The following is a 14065-nucleotide window of genomic DNA, read 5'->3' on the forward strand; positions in this document are numbered from 1 at the left end:
CATCGTCCCGGACGCAGTTCTACACTGCGCTCCGGGAGCGAAGCCCTGAATCCTGCCTGCAACACGGAGAACCTGAACGATGAACCGCATCGACATGGCGGGAAAAACCGTCGTGATCACAGGGGGGCTCGCGGCATCGGCTATGCGATCGGCGAGCGCCTCGTGCAATCAGGCGCCAAGGTCGCCATCTGGGATCTTCGCCTCGACGAATCCGAAGCGAGCGCCGCTGCGCTCTCGAAGGATTGTATCGGGCTGAGCGTCGACGTAGCGGACGGCCTGTCGGTCGACCATGCCGCGCAGCAGACCCGTGGCGCCTTCGGACGCATCGACGGATTGGTGAATGGAGCCGGGATCACAGGTCCAGTCAAACCACTGGCCGAGTACTCCGTCGACGAGTGGCGCAGCGTCGTCGAGGTCAACCTGACGGGCACGTTCAACTGCTGCCGGTCCATCGTACCGATCATGCTGGAGAACGATTACGGCCGCATCGTCAATATCTCGTCGGTCGCCGGCAAGGAGGGCAATCCGAACCTCTCCGCCTACAGCGCCGCGAAGGCCGGCATCATCGGGCTCACCAAATCCCTGGGCAAGGAGCTGGCCAAGACCGGCATCGCCGTGAACTGCATCACGCCCACCACCGCCAAGACGAAGATCCTCGATTCCCTCACGCCGGAGTTCATCGAGTACATGCGGGTGCGCATCCCGAGAGACCGCTTCGCCGAACTGCACGAGATCGCCGCCATGGTGGTCTGGATGCTGTCCGAGGAGAACTCCTTCACCACGGCTGCCACCTTCGATCTCAGCGGCGGGCGCACGACTTACTGAAGTCCCGGCAATTCGGCTCCCGGAGCTTCGCTTCTCCATAGAAGACGTGGTAGGTGGCGGCCATGACGACTCGCACCGCCACCACCATCGGCCTCATCGCCATCCTGCTCTGGTCCATGCTCGCCCTGTTCACGGCGGCAACGGGCACGATCCCCCCATTCCAGCTCAACGCCATGACTTTCCTCGTTGGCGGCCTGGTCGGCGTGGTGAGCTGGATCGTACGCCCTCAGGGTCTCAGGGCCCTGCGCCAGAAGCCGGTCGTCTGGGCCTTGGGGATCGGCGGCCTGTTCGGCTATCACGCACTCTATTTCGCGGCCCTGCGCTGGGCGCCGCCGGCTGAATCAGGCCTGATCAACTACCTCTGGCCGCTTCTGATCGTCCTGTTCTCCTCGCTGCTGCCGGGCGAGCATCTGCGGCGGTCGCATATCGCGGGGGCACTGCTCGGATTTGCCGGCGTCGTAGTGCTGATCGCCGGGCGTGGCGCCTTCGATGCGCGCGCCGAATACATGCCCGGCTACATCTGCGCCTTCATCGCAGCCTTCGTCTGGGCCGGATACTCGGTCCTGTCCCGCCGGTTCGGTCAAGTGCCCACGGACGCGGTGGCGGGCTTTTGCCTCATGACGTCGCTCCTGAGCCTCGTCTGCCATCTGATTTTCGAGACGACCGTCTGGCCAGAGACGAACGTACAATGGCTCGCCCTTCTGGCGCTCGGCCTTGGCCCTGTAGGTGCGGCCTTTTATGTGTGGGATATCGGCATGAAGCGCGGCGACATCCGCTTCCTCGGTGTCGCTTCTTATGCGACACCGGTTCTGTCGACCCTGCTCCTGGTGGTCGCCGGCTATGCCGAGCCGACCTTGACGCTGGCGCTGGCCTGCGGCCTCATCGTAGCCGGCGCCCTGATCGCTACTCTGACACCGAAGAAGACCGCCCCGGCATGACTCGATGGGTGTAGCGGTAGGCCGTCTCGAAGCCCAGCGCGCCATAGAGCGAGCGGGCGATCTCGTTCTCCTCGCGCACCTGGAGATAGGCGGTGTGCGCCCCCTGCCCGCAGCCCCAGGCCATGAGGCTCGCGACCACGCGACGACCTAAGCCGATGCCGCGCAGGTCCGGCGCGACAACGATGTCGTAGAGACCGATATAGCCGCGCTCGACCACGCCCAATCCCCAGGCCACCGGCCTGTCGTCGAGGCTGAGCGTGGCGAATGCCGCCTTCTGGCGAATGCGGGAGACGATCCTCATCAGCTTCTCGTCATCGGCCTTGTCGCCGCCATAGGATTCTGCCGCCGCCCGCACCCAGCGCTTGGAAACCTGTGGCTCCAGGCTCACTTCGGGATCGGCCTCGCAATCGCCGTTTTTGATGGGAGCCGTGAGGACATGCGTCGGCTCGATATCCTTGAAGCCGCGCTGCTTCAATAGTTCGTCGACATCGGGTGTCTCCACTCCGTTGAGACGGAAGGTCGGACGAACGTTGGCCTCCACGAAGCGCGCGATCATGTAATCGAGCAGTTCATCGTCGAGGCCGATATCCGGCCGGAACGGCGTCGCGGAATTGGCACGCTTCGAATAACCGTTCGCAAGGCGGAGGACCCAGCCGTCATAGAGCTGATAATCGAACGAGGGCCAAGCATTCAGGAGGCGGCTCTCAAGCCCGATGATGAGGCTGTGATCGTTCATACGGCTGTCCGCTCCTGGCAAGGTCATGCCTTCATCAGAACCTGTTCTTCCATTCGCGCAAGGCCTGAAACACCTCCACGGGCGCTGCTCCTTCCTTATGAACGGATTTCGCGAGCGCAGGCTCCCCGGCCCGCAGGAAAGGATTCGCCGCCTTTTCCTGCCCAATGGTCGTCGGCACGAGGAAGCGACCTTCGGCCTTGGCTTTCTCCGCTTCCGCCGCTCGCGCCTTCAGCGCCTCGTTGTCGGGATCGGCGGCGAGCGCGAAGCGTGCATTGGAGAGCGTATAATCGTGCCCGCAATAGACCCGGGCCTCGTCCGGCAGGGCAGCGAGACGCTGAAGCGAGGCCCAGAACCCGGCATAGGTTCCCTCGAACATCCGCCCGCACCCGAGAGTGAAGAGGGTATCGCCGGCGAACAGCGCGCGATCCGCCGCGAACCAGTAGGATACATGATCCATACAATGGCCCGGCGTCTCCCACACATGCGCCTGAAGACCGCCCACGATCACCGTATCGCCCTCGCGCACATAGGCATCGGCATACGGCACCGCCTCGCGGGCCTTGACCGGGGCCACCACCCGGCAGCCGGTGCTGCGCTTCAGGGGCTCGATGGCCTGCACGTGATCGGAATGGCGATGCGTGACCAGAATGTCGGTGAGCTTCCAGCCGGTCTTGGCGAGAGCCGCCATGATCGGGCCCTCCTCCGGCGCATCGATGGCCGCGCAGGCTCCCGTATTGGGATCATGGACCAGAACACCGATATTGTCCTGAAGGCAGAGAAAGGCGTGGATCTGGGCGGACATCGGGGCACCTTCTCTTGATGTGCTCTGAGCTATCATGGAACAGTCTGCGCGTGAAACCAGACCCGGATCCCTGCAATGCGCTTGCCGGACCGGATCGAGAGGCATCCTGTTGAGGCCATGAGCATCGACATCACCGATCTGCGCGGCTTCTACGCCAGTCCCCTTGGGTGTCGTGACGCGCCGCTTCGTCGGACGCGCCATCGACCGGTTCTGGGGCCCGCTCACGGGCCTACGCGTGCTCGGTCTCGGCTATGCGCCGCCCTATCTCTCGGCGGTCAAGGACGAAAGCGAGCGGACGCTGGCCTTCATGCCCGCGAACCAGGGCGTGGTGAACTGGCCCCGCACCGGCGCCTCGGCCTCGGCGCTCGTCGACCCGTTGATGATGCCCCTGCCCGATGCCTCGATCGACCGGGTTCTCGTGGTCCATGCCCTGGAAACCGTGGAGAGCCCGAGCGAACTTCTGCACGAGATCTGGCGCATTCTCACCCCCGGCGGGCGGATCATCCTGGTGGCCCCGAACCGGCGTGGCCTGTGGGCCCGCATGGACACGACGCCCTTCGGCTATGGGCAGCCCTACAGCCGCTCGCAGCTCAAAAGCCTCATGCGCCAGACCTGGTTCTCGCCGGAAGGCTGGGCGGAAACCCTTTATGTACCCCCCTTGCGCAACCGCCTCCTGCTCCAGAGCGCCCAGGCCTGGGAGCAGGTCGGCGCCGGGTTTTCGTTGCCGTTCGCGGGCCTTCACATCGTGGAGGCGACGAAGCAGCTTTACCGGCCCGGAGCCGTGCATGCGATACGCCGCTCCCGGCGCCTGTCCCCGGTTTTCGTTCCGGCCCCGGCGGCTCCCGCGTCGCGGGTGACCCCCACCCTCCTTGATTCCGCCGAGTTTTACGGGAGTAAGGCAGGGCTCAACTTGACTTGAGTCCTCCAAAACGCCAGTGTCCGCCCCGCTTCGGCAGGGCTATCCGGCCACGCCGGCCTTCATTTTCACAGAGTCTGATGCGCAGTTATCTCGATTTCGAAAAGCCCGTCGCCGAGCTGGAAGCCAAGGTCGAGGAGCTTCGGGCGCTTGGTGAGAACCGGGACGCCGTCTCCATCACCGACGACATCTCCCGCCTGGAGGTCAAGGCCGCCGACGCCCTGAAGGAGCTCTACGCCAAGCTCACGCCCTGGCAGAAGACCCTGGTGGCGCGCCATCCCCAGCGCCCGCATTTCGTCGATTACTGCGCCGGGCTCATCACCGAGTTCACCCCGCTCGCCGGAGACCGCAAGTTTGCCGAGGATGAGGCGATTGTCGGCGGCTTCGGTCGCTTCCGTGGCCAGCCCGTCTGCGTGATGGGCCAGGAGAAGGGCCACAACACCGAGACACGCATCCGGCACAATTTCGGCATGGCCCGCCCCGAGGGCTACCGCAAGGCCGTGCGTCTCATGGAAATGGCGGATCGTTTCGGCCTGCCGGTGATCTCCATCGTGGATACCGCGGGTGCCTATCCCGGCATCGAGGCGGAGGAGCGCGGACAGGCCGAGGCCATCGCCCGCTCGACCGAGATGCAATTGTCCCTGGGCGTTCCCAATGTCTCCGTCGTGATCGGCGAAGGTGGCTCGGGCGGTGCCATCGCCATCGCCACCGCCAACAAGGTGCTGATGCTGGAGCACGCCATCTACAGCGTGATCTCCCCGGAAGGCGCGGCCTCGATCCTCTGGCGCGATGCAGCTCGCGCGCAGGATGCGGCCACCAACATGAAGATCACGGCCCAGGACCTCCTGCGGCTCGGCATCATCGACGGCATCGTCACGGAGCCCGTGGGCGGCGCCCACCGGGAGCCTCAGGCGGCTATCCAGGCCACCGGCAATGCCATCGAGGAAGCCCTGCACGATCTCGGCAATATGGGCCCGGCTGAGATCCGCGATCACCGCGCCGACAAGTTCCTCAATATCGGCCGCAAGCTCTAGGATTCGCCTCGCCGATTTCGTGGCTCGCCCGGCTCGGGCGGGCTCCTTTCTGCCGCACGGGTCCGCTTTACCTCGGAAGAGATACGTTTCCCTCCGATAAGCGGTGCCAAAACCCTTCGCAGGCGGATTTTTTACCTTCCTTTAATCATAACTTCATCACGGCTCCGCTTGCAGTAATGACCAGTTAAGGCTAACGATTTAGGGGTTAAAGGGGAACTGACCGGCAAAACGTCCGGCAGATCAAAAATTGCGGGGTCCCCCATGATGAAGCGTTTTGCATTGGCCGCGAGCCTGGTGCTCGCGCTTACTGCCTGCCAGGACGACAATCTCTCCAGAGGCTCCACACGCCACCTGACGCCGATTCCGTCGGCCACCATGGCGTTGATGTCGACCAAGGGCATGTCCAAGGATGACCCGATCCTGGTCCGGGCCTACAAGAAGGAATCGGAGCTGGAGGTCTGGAAGCGCGGTTCCAACGGCAAGTACGCGCTCCTCAAGACTTATCCGATCTGCCGCTGGTCAGGCCAGCTCGGCCCCAAGACCAGGGAAGGCGACCGCCAGGTGCCGGAGGGCTTCTACACGGTCACCCCGGCGCAGATGAACCCGAACTCGGCCTATTACCTGTCGTTCGATACCGGCTATCCGAACGCCTTCGACCGGTCCTTCGGCCGCAACGGCGGCGACATCATGGTGCATGGCGCGTGCTCGTCGCGCGGCTGCTTTGCCATGACGGACCAGAACATCGCCGAGATCTACGCCATCGCCCGCGAGGCCCTGAGTGCCGGTCAGCGCGGCTTCCAGTTCCAGTCCTATCCGTTCCGGATGACGGCCGAGAACGTGGCCAAGCATCGTCTCGACCCGAATATCGGTTTCTGGAAGAACCTGAAGGAAGGCTCCGATACCTTCGAGGTCACGAAGGACGAGCTGCGTGTGGCGGTTGCCGACAAGCGCTATCTGTTCAATGTCGATGAGAGCGCCGCGTCCGCCGTGGCGCAGAAGCAGCGTCATGACGAGCAGGAGGTGGCCGATCTGATCGCCAAGGGCGAGAAGCCGATCAAGCTCGTCTACAACGATGGCGACACGCACGAATCCTTCCGCGCGGCGCTGGCCAATGCGACGGGCGTGTCCGACAGCAAGCTCGGTTTCGTGAGCCGCACAGAAGGCATCTCCTCGGGCCCGCAGCAGATCGCGCTCGACGACAGCGGCCGCGAGAAGATCGAGACGCCGTCGACCGCGCTCGCCTTCGCCTCGATGAAGGAGGTTCCGGCCTCGCAGCCTGAAACCCGTCAGGCCGAGAGCCGAGTGGCGGTAACGCAGCAGACCGCTCCGGTGGCGGCTGCCGCGGCAGGGGCCTCCTCACAGGAGACGCCGTTCTACAAGAAGATGTTCGGCAACGTGACGGATCTGTTCAGCACCTCGGCTTCACAGCCTGTGGCGGAGACGGTCCAGATCGCTCCGGCTCACCCCAAGGCGGCTCCGTCCACGAAGACCGTGCCTCAGAAGCGGGCTCAGGCTCCTGCGAAGGTCGATGTGGCAGCGGCCAACTGAGCGGCCGCCCATGCAAATTAAGACGCGAAAGCCCGCCTCACCGGCGGGCTTTTCGTTAATGCTGTCGCGTATTCATGCCGCGGTGCGATGATGGCTCGAACCTGCCGTCAGCAATTTGGCAGCACTCCGGCGCATCGTGCGGAACCGGAGATCGGCGTTAGCGAAATGTGGATCCGGTTTTCCGCTTTCAACGATGCGCCAGCCAAGAGAAGCGGTTTCGGATGGTGCAGAAGTGCGAAGTATCGGTTTGATGAGATCGACATGAACCTCGGTCGCTGCCTCAGACGCGACAATTACAGGCCCCATATGGCCAATCCCCAAGGGAGGCATCCGTGAACCGCCTTTCGCACCCGCTGTCTTGCGCCGTCATTCTCTTGCTCTGTGGAGCAACCGGGAGCGCGGGCGCTGCACCGTCTGTCTTCGACCTCTACGCCGGCTCCTTTTCCGGATCCGGAACCATCGTGGAGGGGCCGGATGCCGATTCCCACCAAGTCCGCTGCCGCTTCACCATCCTGCAGCAGGGGGCCACCGGTCTGTCGCTCCAGGGCACATGCTGGGCTTATCTGATCGTCGCGAGATCGGTCAGCGCTCGTTTGTCCTGGGATCTCCGTTCGGGCCAGGTCACCGGCACTTATACGGGTTCGCGGGTCGGGACGGCTCAACTCACCGGCCGTCAGCTTGGGAATGACTTTGATCTGGCGATCGAGTGGCCGAAGCCTCTTTATGGCGACACGACGGCCCGGATGAGAGTCGTGAGCCTCGATTCGGATCACTTTCGAATCGTTGTCACGGATCGCATCGGCCTGAATGGTCCTGTCCGAGCAACAACCGATCTGACCCTGCTTCGGCAGTGAAGGACAGCAAAAAGCCCGGCGCAACCACCGGGCTTTTATTTCGCTCGTAGCGCGGGCCTCGCGAAGGTCGAATCAACCGAACAAGGCGTCGATGGCGTCCTGGGAGGTGCGTGTCGGATCGCCGTCCAGAGCCGGCCCGTTCAGCAGGGCATCATCCCCCTCCCTCTCCGGCATCTTGAAGGATTCCACCTCGTTGAAGCTCTCCAGGCCGCCCCAGATATGCGCCATCTGGGTCACGCGTTCCTCGATGAACTTCATCGAGCTGACGACCTTGCTGATGCGCTGGCCGGTAATGTCCTGGAAATTGCATGCCTCGAAGATCGTGATCACCCGGTCGGAGATCTTCTGGGTCATCGCGGCGTCCTCGCCGGACAGTCGCGAGGAGAGCGTTCCGGTGATTTCGTCGATCTCCTCGGCCGCCGCCAGGATGCTGTTGGTGGCCGCTTCCGTGCCGGACACCACGGCTCCAAGCTCATCGGTGACGCTGGTCACCTGACCGCCCGGCGTGTGGGAATGCAGGGTTGCGATTTCCCGCTTCGTGCGCTGGATCGACTCCGTGATGGCGTCGAGTTCGTCCTTGAGCCTGAGCGCTTCGCGCAGATCGGTCCGGATCTGGTCCAGGAGAGCCTTTGAAGCTCCGCTGTTCGGCTCCAGCGCCGCATGAATAGCCGCCATGCCCCGCATGAGCTCGGCATGCCTTCGGGCAGCGATGCTCTCGCGGGACTGAGCCAGGAGGTCCAGACTCAAAGGGTCAAAAGAGACAGGTGGCGGGAGACGCATTGCGACTACTCACCCAGTACGGCGGCGATCTTCGAGCGCAGGGTTTCCGCGTTGAAGGGCTTCACGATGTAGTTGTTCACGCCCGCCTGCTTGGCCGCCACGACGTTCTCGGTCTTGGCCTCGGCGGTGATCATGATGAAGGGAAGTGCATTCAGCTCCGCATCGGCGCGGACCTTCTGGAGCAGCTCGAAGCCGGTCATCGGCGCCATGTTCCAGTCGGAGATCACGAGCCCGTATTTCTTCTCCTTGAGCTTGCCCAGGGCCTCCGAGCCGTCCTTGGCTTCGTCGACATCGTTGAAGCCGATCTGCTTCAGGAGGTTGCGGATGATGCGCAGCATCGTCTGATAATCGTCGACGATGAGCACCGGAAGGGACGTATTCAATGCCATGATGTTTAGGCCCGGAATTGAGAAAGGGTTGCGAAGAAGGATCTTTGACAGGACCATCTTCAAAAAGGTTGTTGTGGTTCCTGCCTTATCGGCGACGATGCTTGCCTAAAGCTGACGTCGCCATTCCATCTGCCGAGGTCGGGATACATTGCAGCAAAAAGCCCGGCACGATGGCCGGGCTCTTGTTTGGTTCCCAAGTCGAGCATCATGCGGAAAACCGGGTCCACTTTCGCTGGGGTGGACCTTCGGTTCCTCACGATGCGCTAGTCCGCTCAGTTCCGCAGGCCCGGCGCTTCCTGGCCGGTGCGCGCCACATACTCGGTATAGCCGCCGCCGTATTGGTGGATGCCCTCGGCCGTGAGCTCGAGAACCCGGTTCGACAAGGCCGCCAGGAAGTGGCGGTCGTGGGAGACGAAGAGCATGGTGCCCTCGTAGCGCGACAGGGCCTCGATCAGCATCTCCTTCGTGGCCATGTCGAGATGGTTCGTCGGCTCGTCGAGTACCAGGAAGTTCGGCGGGTCGTAGAGCATCTGGGCCATCACCAGCCGGGCCTTCTCGCCGCCCGAGAGCACGCGGCATTTCTTCTCCGCATCGTCGCCGGAGAAGCCGAAGCAGCCGGCAAGCGTGCGCAGCGAGCCCTGCCCGGCCTGCGGAAACGCCTCCTCCAGGAACTCGAACACCGTGCGGTCGCCCTCCAGCACCTCCATGGCGTGCTGGGCGAAATAGCCCATCTTCACAGAGCTGCCGACCGCAACAGTCCCATCATCGGGCGTTGCGGAGCCAGCCACCAGCTTCAGCAGCGTCGACTTGCCGGCACCGTTGACGCCCATGACGCACCAGCGTTCCTTGCGACGCACCGCAAAGTCCAGACCCTCGTAGATGCTGCGGCTACCATAGCGCTTGTGCACGCCCTTCAGGCTGACCACGTCGTCGCCGGAGCGCGGCGCCGGCAGGAACTCGAACGCCACCGACTGACGGCGCTTCGGCGGCTCCACCCGGTCGATCTTCTCCAGCTTCTTGACCCGGCTCTGCACCTGGGCGGCGTGGGAGGCGCGCGCCTTGAAGCGTTCGATGAACTTGATCTCCTTGGCGAGCATGGCCTGCTGGCGCTCAAATTGAGCCTGTTGCTGCTTCTCGTTGAGGGCGCGCTGCTGTTCGTAGAATTCGTAATCGCCGGAATAGGTCGTCAGCGAACCGCCGTCGATCTCCATGATCTTGTTGACGATGCGGTTCATGAAGGCGCGGTCGTGCGAGGTCATGAGCAGCGCGCCCTCATAGCCCTTCAGAAACTCTTCCAGCCAGATGATGCTCTCGAGATCCAGATGGTTGCTTGGCTCGTCGAGGAGCATGACATCCGGGCGCATCAGGAGGATACGACCGAGCGCGACGCGCATCTTCCAGCCACCGGACAGGGCGCCCACATCGCCGTCCATCATCTCCTGGCTGAAACCTAAGCCCGCCAGGACCTCACGCGCCCGGCCCTCGAGGGAATAGCCGTCCAGCTCCTCGTAGCGCGCCTGCACCTCGCCATAGCGCTCGATGATTCGGTCGAGATCATCCGCCTTGTCCGGATCGACCATCGCGGCTTCCAGCTCCCGCAGCTCGGCGGCAACGGCGCTCACGGGACCGGCGCCTTCCATCACCTCGGCCACGGCGCTGCGGCCCGCCATTTCGCCGACATCCTGGCTGAAATAGCCGATCGTCACACCGCGATCGACCGCGACCTGGCCCTCGTCGGGCTGCTCCTCCTTGTTGATCATCCGGAAGAGCGTTGTCTTGCCCGCGCCGTTCGGCCCCACCAATCCGACCTTCTCGCCCTTCTGGAGGCTCCCGGAGGCCTCGATGAAGAGGATACGATGACTATTCTGCTTACTGACATTCTCGACGCGAATCATGGGTCCCAAGGCCTGAAGGAGTTGCGGCGGCCTTATGACATGGCTTGCGCCCGCCCGCGAGCGCCCGAGGTCGGGCAAAATGTCAGAGGTCCAGGACAAGGCACCTCGGCCGAATAGCAGGCTCTAACCCACATTTCCTATGGCCCGATCAGCAGCGAGAGGACATTCTGCCACGGGGGAGAAAGGATGGTCGTCATGCGAAAGACCGTCATTGCTGCATTCATGGTGTTGACCACCAGCGGACTTGGAGTGCTGGCCCAATCGAGCGATCCGATCACCCAGCGCCAGAACCTGATGAAGAACAATCAGGAGCAGGTGCGCGCCCTCACCGGCATGGCCCGAGGACAGGTCCCGTTCAACGCCGCGACCGCCCAAGCGGCCTTCCAGCGGATTGCGCAGAACGCACAGCAGATCCCGGCCCTCTTTCCGGCAGGCTCGCAGCAGGGCAAGACCGCCGCACTCCCGGCCATCTGGGAGCGCAAGGCGGATTTCGACGCTCATGCGGCCAAACTCGAACAGGATGCCAAGGCGGTCCAGGCGTCGATCACGGATCAGGCCAGCCTGCAGGCGGCGATCCAGCGGGTCGGCCAGAACTGCGGCGGCTGTCACGAGCCCTATCGCCGCAAGGAAAGCTGACGTACCATCCGGAGATCCGAGGAGACCGAAGGTCTTCGACTAGCGCATCGTGCGGGACCGACGGTCCGCCCCGGCGAAATGTGGCTCTGGCTTTCCGTGTCAACGATGCGCCGCTCAAGGGATTGAGCATCGGATCGATCCAAGAGTGGAGCCACTTTTGGGTCCGATGCTCTAAGGGAGATCGCGATGCGGTATCCCAAGGCTCCATGGCTGCTCTCCGCTCTCGTGGCGGGGCTCCTGACCGTCGCTCCGGCCTGGCAACGGGCGCCTGACGAGGTCGATCTCGCCCTTGTGCTCGCCGTCGATGTCTCCACTTCCATGGACCCGGACGAGCAGGACCTGCAACGACAGGGTTATGTGGAAGCCTTCCGCTCGCCATCGGTGCATCAGGCCATTCACAGCGGCATGCTGGGGCGCATCGCGGTCACCTACGTGGAGTGGGCTGGGGCGCACCCGCATGTCCAAAATATCGTCGTGCCCTGGACCGTTCTGGAAAGCTCGAAGGACAGCCTCTCCTTCGCCGAGCGGCTCGCCCGCGCGCCCATCCGCCGTGGGGCCGGCACTTCCATCTCGGAAGCCATCGATTTCAGCCTGTCCCTCTTCTCCTCCGGGCCCGTCCTGCCCACGCGACGCGTGATCGACATTTCGGGCGACGGCTCGAACAATCAGGGCCCCCTTGTCACGGAGGCGCGCGACAAGGCGGTTGCGCGCGGCGTCACGATCAACGGCCTTCCCATCATGCTCAGACGGCCGGACAGGCGGGAGGACGCGACATTGGATGCTTATTACCGCGATTGCGTCATCGGAGGTTCAAGCGCGTTCATGATCCCTGTGCGGGAACGCAGGCAACTTCTGACCGAGACGAGGACCAAGATCGTCAATGAGATCGCAGGCCTGTTCGAAGCCGGCGGACTGGTTCAGCCTGCAGGAAATCCGCCGAAAACGGATTGCGACACCAGCGAGAGCCTGTGGGACGATATCGCCCCCACACCGCATACCCCAGAAGCCGATACCGGGCAGAAACTTTAGATGATCGGGCTGGAGAGCGCGGTATCACTGCCGGGATAGAGCCGCATCGCGGTGAGGTTTATGCCTCATCTCCAGACCCGCGGCAGAAAATCTCGCACCAGAGCGACGACTTCGGCAAGGTTTGTTTCCAACAACCAATGCCCGCCATCGAGCAGGTGCAATTCGGCGTCGGGGAGGTCGCGCAGATAAGCGCGCGCCGAGCCCTCGGGCATGTATCCGTCCTGAGGGCCCCAGACGATCAGGGTCGGCGGCCGGTGCTCGCGCAGGTATGCCTGATAACGCGGGAACCAGGCGAGGTTGTCCTTCAGGCCTGCGATCACCCCGATGGTGATCTTCCGCCGCCGATCCGTCATCAGCGACCAATGCAGCTTCCAAAGGTCAGGAGGGATCCGCTCGGCGAGTTCCGGACGAACGTCGTTCAAGAACTCATCGCGAAATCCCTCTTCGGTGATTGCTTCACCCAGCTTGGCGCGCATCTCCGGCGTGGGATTGCGGAAATACTCCTGAAGTGCCGCGTATTTCGGACCGAGTTGATCCTCATAGATATCGCCATTCTGAATGATCAGGGCGGCAATCCGATCCGGGCGCATGATCGCTAGCCGCAGCCCGATCTGCGATCCGAAATCATGCAGATAGAGTGCGAAGCGCTCGATTCCAAGCCGGTTCAGGAACCGATCGAGAAACGTGGCGTAACCGTCGAAATCGTAGACGAAGCCTTCGGGAGTGTCGCTGTATCCGCACCCCGGAAAATCCGGTGCGAGAAGCCGCCAGCCGTCCGCAAGAAGAGGCATGAAATTGCGGAACTCATACGAAGAACAGGGATAGCCGTGAGGCAGGAGGATTGCAGGCGCATCGGCGGGTCCTGCCTCACGATAAAAGGTGCCGACGCCATCCACGTCGATCCATCGATGCTTCACGGTGTTCGTATCGTCCATGTCGGTATTACCTCGTGCACGACCGACCAGGAGCTTGAACGCTGCCGTGCGGCAATTGGTTCACGGATCCCGTGACCAGCCTGGAGCAGCCCTTGACCTGCTGCGGCACGAGTCTCGACGGTGCATGCGCCAGAGCCTCATCTGCCCCACGCTCATCGTGCGGGAAAGTGTAGCCGGTTTTTCCATGCCGAACGACGCTCTAGATCGTCACTCGGCCATCATCTCACCGGTTCCCCCGGCCTCAGCGGGAAAGTCCTTCAGTTTTGGCAGACCGTCCCGCATGGGCAGCACTGTCTCCGCATAGTTGAAGTGGACGGCGGGGATGAAGTTGAGGGTCGGAATGGTCGCAGCAAACACATCGACGAGGCCCAGCGTCGGATGATTATTCATCAGGTGCCCGCCGCATTTCGAGCAATATTGCCGCTGGCTGAACTTCGTCTTCTGGAACGTCGCGAGATGCTCGGCGCCCGATGTGACACGCACCGCCTCGGGCTTCCATAGGCTGAAGGCGTTCACCGGCCCGCCGGACCATGAGCGGCAGGACTGGCAGTGACAATAGCCCATCGCCTCCGGAGATCCACTGACTTCGATCTGAACGGCACCGCAAAAACAGCTTCCGATGTGGGACATGGCTCTCTCCTTCGGTTCGCTCATCCGTAGTCGCGCCCGCCACGCACGAACGAAGCGGTGGAAGCGTTGGTTGGAACGTATCTTACCCCTTGCCGCCACAGAGATCTGCTGGCGCAAC

13 protein-coding genes and 2 pseudogenes are annotated in these 14065 nt (G+C 63.1%); 8 read left to right on the forward strand and 7 right to left on the reverse strand.

Annotated features, from left to right (window positions below):
- Positions 1-79 precede the first annotated feature (79 nt).
- Together ACD578_RS19685 and ACD578_RS19690 are read left to right on the forward strand one after the other, a co-directional pair.
- Positions 80-825, forward strand: a pseudogene (locus ACD578_RS19685) (SDR family NAD(P)-dependent oxidoreductase).
- 62 nt (positions 826-887) lie between these two features.
- Entirely contained in the window at positions 888-1763 is an 876-nt protein-coding gene (locus ACD578_RS19690) for a DMT family transporter (RefSeq protein ID WP_404287761.1), read from the forward strand.
- On the opposite strand, the gene ACD578_RS19695 is transcribed toward ACD578_RS19690, so the two are convergent.
- A complete protein-coding gene (locus ACD578_RS19695; protein ID WP_404287763.1) occupies positions 1729-2499 on the reverse strand; it encodes a GNAT family N-acetyltransferase in 771 nt (256 codons plus the stop codon). The genes ACD578_RS19690 and ACD578_RS19695 overlap by 35 nt on opposite strands.
- Positions 2500-2533: 34 nt before the next feature.
- Complete coding sequence (gloB, locus tag ACD578_RS19700; protein WP_404287765.1) at positions 2534-3301, reverse strand: hydroxyacylglutathione hydrolase; 768 nt, start codon at positions 3299-3301, stop codon at positions 2534-2536.
- Positions 3302-3418: 117 nt separating this feature from the next.
- On the opposite strand from gloB, the pseudogene ACD578_RS19705 reads away from it, so the two are divergent.
- From ACD578_RS19705 to ACD578_RS19720, 4 genes and pseudogenes are all read left to right on the forward strand, one after another.
- A pseudogene (locus tag ACD578_RS19705) lies at positions 3419-4220 on the forward strand (class I SAM-dependent methyltransferase).
- 77 nt (positions 4221-4297) lie between these two features.
- The gene (locus tag ACD578_RS19710) at positions 4298-5251 is read left to right on the forward strand and encodes an acetyl-CoA carboxylase carboxyltransferase subunit alpha (RefSeq protein WP_152714387.1); all 954 of its coding nucleotides are present in this window, start codon (positions 4298-4300) and stop codon (positions 5249-5251) included.
- Positions 5252-5512: 261 nt separating this feature from the next.
- Positions 5513-6799 (forward strand): L,D-transpeptidase family protein, encoded by a 1287-nt coding sequence (locus ACD578_RS19715; RefSeq protein WP_404287768.1) that lies wholly within the window; start codon positions 5513-5515, stop codon positions 6797-6799.
- 332 nt (positions 6800-7131) lie between these two features.
- Positions 7132-7653 carry a hypothetical protein gene (locus ACD578_RS19720; protein WP_404287770.1) on the forward strand — a complete coding sequence of 174 codons (522 nt, stop codon included), beginning with the start codon at positions 7132-7134 and terminating at the stop codon, positions 7651-7653.
- 72 nt (positions 7654-7725) lie between these two features.
- Here ACD578_RS19720 and ACD578_RS19725 read toward each other — a convergent pair whose 3' ends face one another.
- The 3 genes from ACD578_RS19725 to ACD578_RS19735 form a co-directional block, all read right to left on the reverse strand.
- On the reverse strand, positions 7726-8328 hold the full coding sequence (locus ACD578_RS19725) for a protein phosphatase CheZ (RefSeq protein ID WP_404287772.1): 603 nt from the start codon (positions 8326-8328) through the stop codon (positions 7726-7728).
- 110 nt (positions 8329-8438) lie between these two features.
- Positions 8439-8822 carry a response regulator gene (locus ACD578_RS19730; protein ID WP_036355449.1) on the reverse strand — a complete coding sequence of 128 codons (384 nt, stop codon included), beginning with the start codon at positions 8820-8822 and terminating at the stop codon, positions 8439-8441.
- A 272-nt stretch (positions 8823-9094) separates the two neighbouring features.
- A complete protein-coding gene (locus ACD578_RS19735) occupies positions 9095-10717 on the reverse strand; it encodes an ABC-F family ATP-binding cassette domain-containing protein (protein WP_404287774.1) in 1623 nt (540 codons plus the stop codon).
- A 195-nt stretch (positions 10718-10912) separates the two neighbouring features.
- On the opposite strand from ACD578_RS19735, the gene ACD578_RS19740 reads away from it, so the two are divergent.
- Both ACD578_RS19740 and ACD578_RS19745 read left to right on the forward strand, forming a co-directional pair.
- Positions 10913-11353: a c-type cytochrome gene (locus tag ACD578_RS19740; protein ID WP_404287776.1), complete on the forward strand. Its 441-nt coding sequence runs from the start codon at positions 10913-10915 to the stop codon at positions 11351-11353.
- A 186-nt stretch (positions 11354-11539) separates the two neighbouring features.
- The gene (locus ACD578_RS19745; RefSeq protein ID WP_404287778.1) at positions 11540-12382 is read left to right on the forward strand and encodes a DUF1194 domain-containing protein; all 843 of its coding nucleotides are present in this window, start codon (positions 11540-11542) and stop codon (positions 12380-12382) included.
- 65 nt (positions 12383-12447) lie between these two features.
- Here ACD578_RS19745 and ACD578_RS19750 read toward each other — a convergent pair whose 3' ends face one another.
- Positions 12448-13317, reverse strand: a complete 870-nt coding sequence (locus ACD578_RS19750; protein WP_404287780.1) for an alpha/beta fold hydrolase — start codon at positions 13315-13317, stop codon at positions 12448-12450.
- A gap of 207 nt (positions 13318-13524) precedes the next feature.
- Positions 13525-13947: a GFA family protein gene (locus ACD578_RS19755; RefSeq protein ID WP_404287782.1), complete on the reverse strand. Its 423-nt coding sequence runs from the start codon at positions 13945-13947 to the stop codon at positions 13525-13527.
- Positions 13948-14065 lie beyond the last annotated feature (118 nt).

Source organism: Microvirga sp. RSM25 (assembly GCF_044784385.1).
Lineage (GTDB): Bacteria > Pseudomonadota > Alphaproteobacteria > Rhizobiales > Beijerinckiaceae > Microvirga > Microvirga tunisiensis.

Excerpts from the sequence above, each read along its gene's own strand:
- ACD578_RS19715 (WP_404287768.1), top strand. The coding sequence starts at position 5,513 with ATGATGAAGCGTTTTGCATTGGCCGCGAGCCTGGTGCTCGCGCTTACT.
- ACD578_RS19750 (WP_404287780.1), bottom strand. The coding sequence starts at position 13,317 with ATGGACGATACGAACACCGTGAAGCATCGATGGATCGACGTGGATGGC.
- ACD578_RS19695 (WP_404287763.1), bottom strand. The coding sequence starts at position 2,499 with ATGAACGATCACAGCCTCATCATCGGGCTTGAGAGCCGCCTCCTGAAT.
- gloB (WP_404287765.1), bottom strand. The coding sequence starts at position 3,301 with ATGTCCGCCCAGATCCACGCCTTTCTCTGCCTTCAGGACAATATCGGT.
- ACD578_RS19690 (WP_404287761.1), top strand. The coding sequence starts at position 888 with ATGACGACTCGCACCGCCACCACCATCGGCCTCATCGCCATCCTGCTC.
- ACD578_RS19730 (WP_036355449.1), bottom strand. The coding sequence starts at position 8,822 with ATGGCATTGAATACGTCCCTTCCGGTGCTCATCGTCGACGATTATCAG.
- ACD578_RS19725 (WP_404287772.1), bottom strand. The coding sequence starts at position 8,328 with ATGGCGGCTATTCATGCGGCGCTGGAGCCGAACAGCGGAGCTTCAAAG.
- ACD578_RS19735 (WP_404287774.1), bottom strand. The coding sequence starts at position 10,717 with ATGATTCGCGTCGAGAATGTCAGTAAGCAGAATAGTCATCGTATCCTC.
- ACD578_RS19710 (WP_152714387.1), top strand. The coding sequence starts at position 4,298 with ATGCGCAGTTATCTCGATTTCGAAAAGCCCGTCGCCGAGCTGGAAGCC.
- ACD578_RS19755 (WP_404287782.1), bottom strand. The coding sequence starts at position 13,947 with ATGTCCCACATCGGAAGCTGTTTTTGCGGTGCCGTTCAGATCGAAGTC.
- ACD578_RS19745 (WP_404287778.1), top strand. The coding sequence starts at position 11,540 with ATGCGGTATCCCAAGGCTCCATGGCTGCTCTCCGCTCTCGTGGCGGGG.
- ACD578_RS19740 (WP_404287776.1), top strand. The coding sequence starts at position 10,913 with ATGCGAAAGACCGTCATTGCTGCATTCATGGTGTTGACCACCAGCGGA.